This is a genomic window from Allocoleopsis sp., assembly GCF_036703385.1.
Taxonomy (GTDB): Bacteria; Cyanobacteriota; Cyanobacteriia; order Cyanobacteriales; family Coleofasciculaceae; genus Allocoleopsis.
The window spans coordinates 1-4,168 of sequence record NZ_DATNPA010000649.1 but is presented as its reverse complement, the minus strand read 5'-3'; the positions used below and the strand labels follow the sequence as shown (position 1 = coordinate 4,168).

Annotated in this window: 4 protein-coding genes and 1 pseudogene; 3 read left to right on the top strand and 2 right to left on the bottom strand. The window is 42.4% G+C overall.

Translation table 11 applies throughout. From position 1 onward, the window contains the following. Together V6C93_RS30750 and V6C93_RS30745 are read left to right on the top strand one after the other, a co-directional pair. The coding region (locus V6C93_RS30750) for a DNA N-6-adenine-methyltransferase (RefSeq protein ID WP_333480485.1) at positions 1–386 on the top strand (386 nt) is incomplete at its 5' end. A gap of 521 nt (positions 387–907) precedes the next feature. Further along, a protein-coding gene (locus V6C93_RS30745) for an ISNCY family transposase (protein WP_333480484.1) occupies positions 908–2,327 on the top strand; the annotation gives its coding sequence in 2 pieces (ribosomal slippage) (positions 908–1,099 and positions 1,101–2,327; 1,419 coding nt in all). Between the two features lie 222 nt (positions 2,328–2,549). On the opposite strand, the gene V6C93_RS30740 is transcribed toward V6C93_RS30745, so the two are convergent. Further along, complete coding sequence (locus V6C93_RS30740; RefSeq protein ID WP_333480483.1) at positions 2,550–3,008, bottom strand: hypothetical protein; 459 nt, start codon at positions 3,006–3,008, stop codon at positions 2,550–2,552. Between the two features lie 436 nt (positions 3,009–3,444). Here V6C93_RS30740 and V6C93_RS38865 point away from each other — a divergent pair. Beyond that, positions 3,445–3,492: pseudogene (locus V6C93_RS38865) on the top strand (hypothetical protein); the annotation flags it as partial. A gap of 14 nt (positions 3,493–3,506) precedes the next feature. Here V6C93_RS38865 and V6C93_RS30735 read toward each other — a convergent pair. Beyond that, positions 3,507–4,168 (bottom strand): restriction endonuclease subunit S (locus V6C93_RS30735; protein WP_333480482.1); only part of this gene is annotated, 662 nt, incomplete at its 5' end.

Here is a 4,168-nt window from a genome sequence, read left to right as displayed (position 1 = left end):
CTGAAAAAACAGTTCCGGCTAAAGCACACTACACGAAAGAGGATAACGGACTGGCACAGATTTGGAGAGGGACAGTCTTCATGAATCCTCCCTACTCAACTCCACTACCTTGGGTGAAGAAACTGCTGGAACAGTACCAAGCGGGTAACGTTACTGAGGCTATCGCTTTACTGAAGGCTGGCACAGAATCAAATAAAGGCACTGGTAAGCTACTCAGTGAAGCGGATGCCGTAGCCAAGTGGAATGGCAGACTTGAATTTGTACCAGGTGCCCGAACAATCAATAAAAATGCTCCAGATTTTGACTCAGCTTTCTTCTATTTTGGGAATAATGTAGACCTATTTAAAAAAGTTTTTCAGCCGTACTGTCACCGAATTCGCAGCTAATGTGAAATAAGCATTTCAGATGTTATACATATCTTGGCGCTATCTCATAACAAGCTCATTAAAAACAAAACCCACCAGGTTCTAGTAGGTTGTTCAGAAGAAAGAAGTATTATTTTTGCGAGCAGGGTCTTGAAGCAGTGCATCAAAAGCTTATTGACTTAGGTGTTTTGATTTTGGAGAAGAGTTAGATAGAGAGACGTGAGTAAACAAATTAAACGCAAGGAAATCAAAGAGATAATCTCACTGCCAGGAATTAAGTTAATTCCCGTCAGGTTTACATTTACTCAACACCTCCAACCAATGGAACTATTCATTTTAGACCCAGGTGATAAGGCACAAAAGCCCCAAACAATACAATTAACTGACGTTTACCAGTGCCAATCAGGTCTATATCGAGAACAGGTCGGCTCCCAAGTCTATTCTCACTCTTACTTAGACTAGTTTCCGGTGCGAAACCCGAAAGCCTTACAGTGATGGTGACATAGAAAGAAATTTCTCCAATCTCTCAGGGCTGACCACAGGTGTTACGGATTCGATATGATGCTGACCCCGATTTCTGCGCTATCCTTCATTTCGTTGGGAACCCCGACGAGGAGCTAGCAGTAATTGATCAGCTGCTCTCGGATGAAATATTGCTCAAGTTAATAGCCGCTGACTTATCGCAGCGCTACCCACATACGACTCAAACGGGAAGAAACTCGACGCTTTTTCGTGGTGATTGTACGGATGTTGGTTCTCAAGCACTTACGCTCAATCAGTTACTCCAAAACGATTAAACAGGTTAACGAAAGCATTGTCTTACGGCAGTTTTGCCGGGTTTATTTTAATCCACTTCCCACTAAGAGTACCTTGCTGCGGTGGGCTAATCTCATTCAAGGCGAAACTCTCAAACAGTTCAACCAGCGTCTCACTGTATACGCCACCCAACTCCAAATTACTCAGGGGAAGAGAATGAGGACTGATGGCACTGTAGTGGAAACTAATATTCATTTCCCTTCGGATAACAGTTTATTGGTAGATGGAGTTAGAGTTTTAACTCGTCTTCTCCAACAAGCCAGAAGGTTGTTGTTACAGCACAACTGTTCAGTCAACACTCAACTTTTCCGCAATCGTCATCGCACAGCCAGGAGAATTTCTCGACGCATAGATAGCTTATCACGAACCCGTACCCAACGAGGAAGTGAGCAAAGAAAACAAGCTTATGAAAAACTACTTGAGGTTGCTCAAGCCTGCCTGAAACAAGCTCAAGGCGTACAAAGACTTATCCAAAATATCAAGAGCTTGCCAGCCGAAAAACTTAGCCAAGCCTTGCGCCTATTCATCCCTCGTGTTATCCAAGTAATTGACCAGACTCATCGTCGGGTTTTCCAACTCCAGAAAGTTCCTTCCTCGGAGAAACTCGTCAGTATTTTTGAAAGCCATAGTGACATCATCTGTCGCGGTAAAACCAACGTTTTGGTGGAATTTGGACACAAAGTTTGGTTAGATGAAGTGGATGGAGGAATTATCAGTAACTATCGGGTGCTTTATGGGAACCCTCATGATACTCAGCAATGGCGTGACAGCTTAGAACAGCATCAACAACAGTTTAGTCATCCACCTAAGCAAGTCAGTGCTGATCGAGGCGTTTTTTCTCAACCTAACGAGAATTTGGCTTCTGAGTTGGGAGTTGAGCAAATTATTTTACCAAAATCTGGTTATAAATCACAGCAGCGACAGCAACATGAAAAACAACGATATTTCCGACAAGGGCGTTACTGGCACAATGGTGTGGAAGGGCGTATCAGCTATCTCAAAAGAAGCTTTGGCTTCAATCGCTGTTTGTATCGGGGAGATTTAGGTTTTGAACGTTGGGTTGGCTTGGGGATTATCGCCCACAATTTGACTATTATTAGTCGGGCTTTAGTACAGAAAACTCAATCTAGATTCAAGCCAAATTAAGATCTCAAAGATTTTCCATCTGGCTTCTTCTGCCATTCATCTATTACTAGCTCTCCCTCAGGAAGAAATCTTCGATTTAGCTCGTCTAGTTATAACCCATTATTTAGGCTCACAGCTGTTAACTTGTTGGTTTCTAGATTACCAATAACTTCAGCCTAAAATTAGCTTCCTTAACAGCGCTCACGCTCGTTTCGTGGCTTGAGTTTCGCACCGGAAACTAGTCTAAATACCAATTCTCAATAAACCTGTCAATAAGCTAATATCTTTTGAGGACTCAAGTGGATGAAAACCAAGCTCTACCAATCTTTTGAGCCGATTGTCACCCCCTGAAGTGATAAAGCCTTCAAAATCGTCTTGCCGGAGCATTGCTGGGTCAATGCAATGGGTCATCAAAATGGCATCCATGTTTGCATCGTCTAACTGAACCGCTTTATGGGTTTGAAGCTGGTTTAAGTAGGCACTGGGGGCTTGTCCGCCAATCATCCGGTTTGCTTTGTACGAAATTGGGGTCTTGTTGAGGATGGAGTTGTAACGGGCTGGTGCAATACCTTGGCTCTCACACCATTTCTTTGGGAAAATATGGTGGATGTCAAGCTTGTTTTCTTCCCAGTCGGTTTCGTCGAGGTCGCGGATGGTAGATTTCCAGAAGAAGTCTTTCGCGCCCTCTCGTTGAACCAGCACACTGATGCCTTTGTAGGGGAAGCGATGCTCTGCGCTGGACTGACATCGAGCCGAAGATCGTTTTGATGGTTTGTGAAATTAAATTTTAGACTGAAAAGCATTAATCAAACATAACGCAAACATAACGTCATCTTGAATGTATACACTACCCCTGCATGATTGAGATACACAGTTGAATTAACTCAATCACTTATGGATTACGCCAAAGTAAGACGCGCTACAAAACTTGTCATAAAAACGCTTTTCAAAATAGGAGCAAGCTTCTTAAGAGCTTATATTATTAAACTGGTGCTTGTAATGATAATACCAACCGTGTTAGTTGAACCTTTTCAAGGAATTATTAGTTTATTCTCTAGACAAGACAACATATCTTAAGCAATTCCAAGAAAATTTTTACTGGAATTATCTCAGAAAAACAATTTATCCTATAACCAGTATGCAACTAACCAACTGTCCAGCTTGTGATGGAAAAGTTTCAACGGCTGCATTAGCTTGCCCTCATTGTGGACATCCAATTAACTCAACTTCTAAAACAGAAGAATCTGGGCAAGGAGAACTTTTTAAACAAATTATCAAATGGGTGCCTTTTGTAATGAAGTCGCAGATACATCTAGCAGCAATGGTTATCTGGGAATCATTTTCTTCAAGTTTTTCATAAGTCTTATCAAATTCTAAAAGAATTTTCTTTTTGTCTTGCTCACTCAACTGGAGAAACAATCTTTCGGTTGTAATTTTCTCAATTAGTTCCTTTAGAATTATTTTGCTTGAAATTTGAGGAGTCAGTTTCCCCTGTACAGCCAATTGCAGAATAGATTGCCGTAACCCGTCTACATCTTCAGGCTGTTGGCTGAGGTTGTGCCAGTTGTCGCGGACAAATGTCCAAGCTGCATCCAACTCCTCATCAGTTTCGGCGTTCATCAGAGAAGCGATCGCACTTTCCCTCAGTTCTTGCCGCAGGTTGTCTCGCGTTTGCTTGGCGGCTTCGTAGCGATCGCACAACCCCATCAACTCATCCACCTTCTCAACAATCCGCTTCTGCTCAGCCAAAGGTGGAAGCGGAATCAATAGTTCTTGTATTTTACCGATGCCAATATACTGAAGAGTACTCCCAGCAGAACCAGCAAGTATTTGGTCTTTAACTGGTTTACTGAGAAGTACAT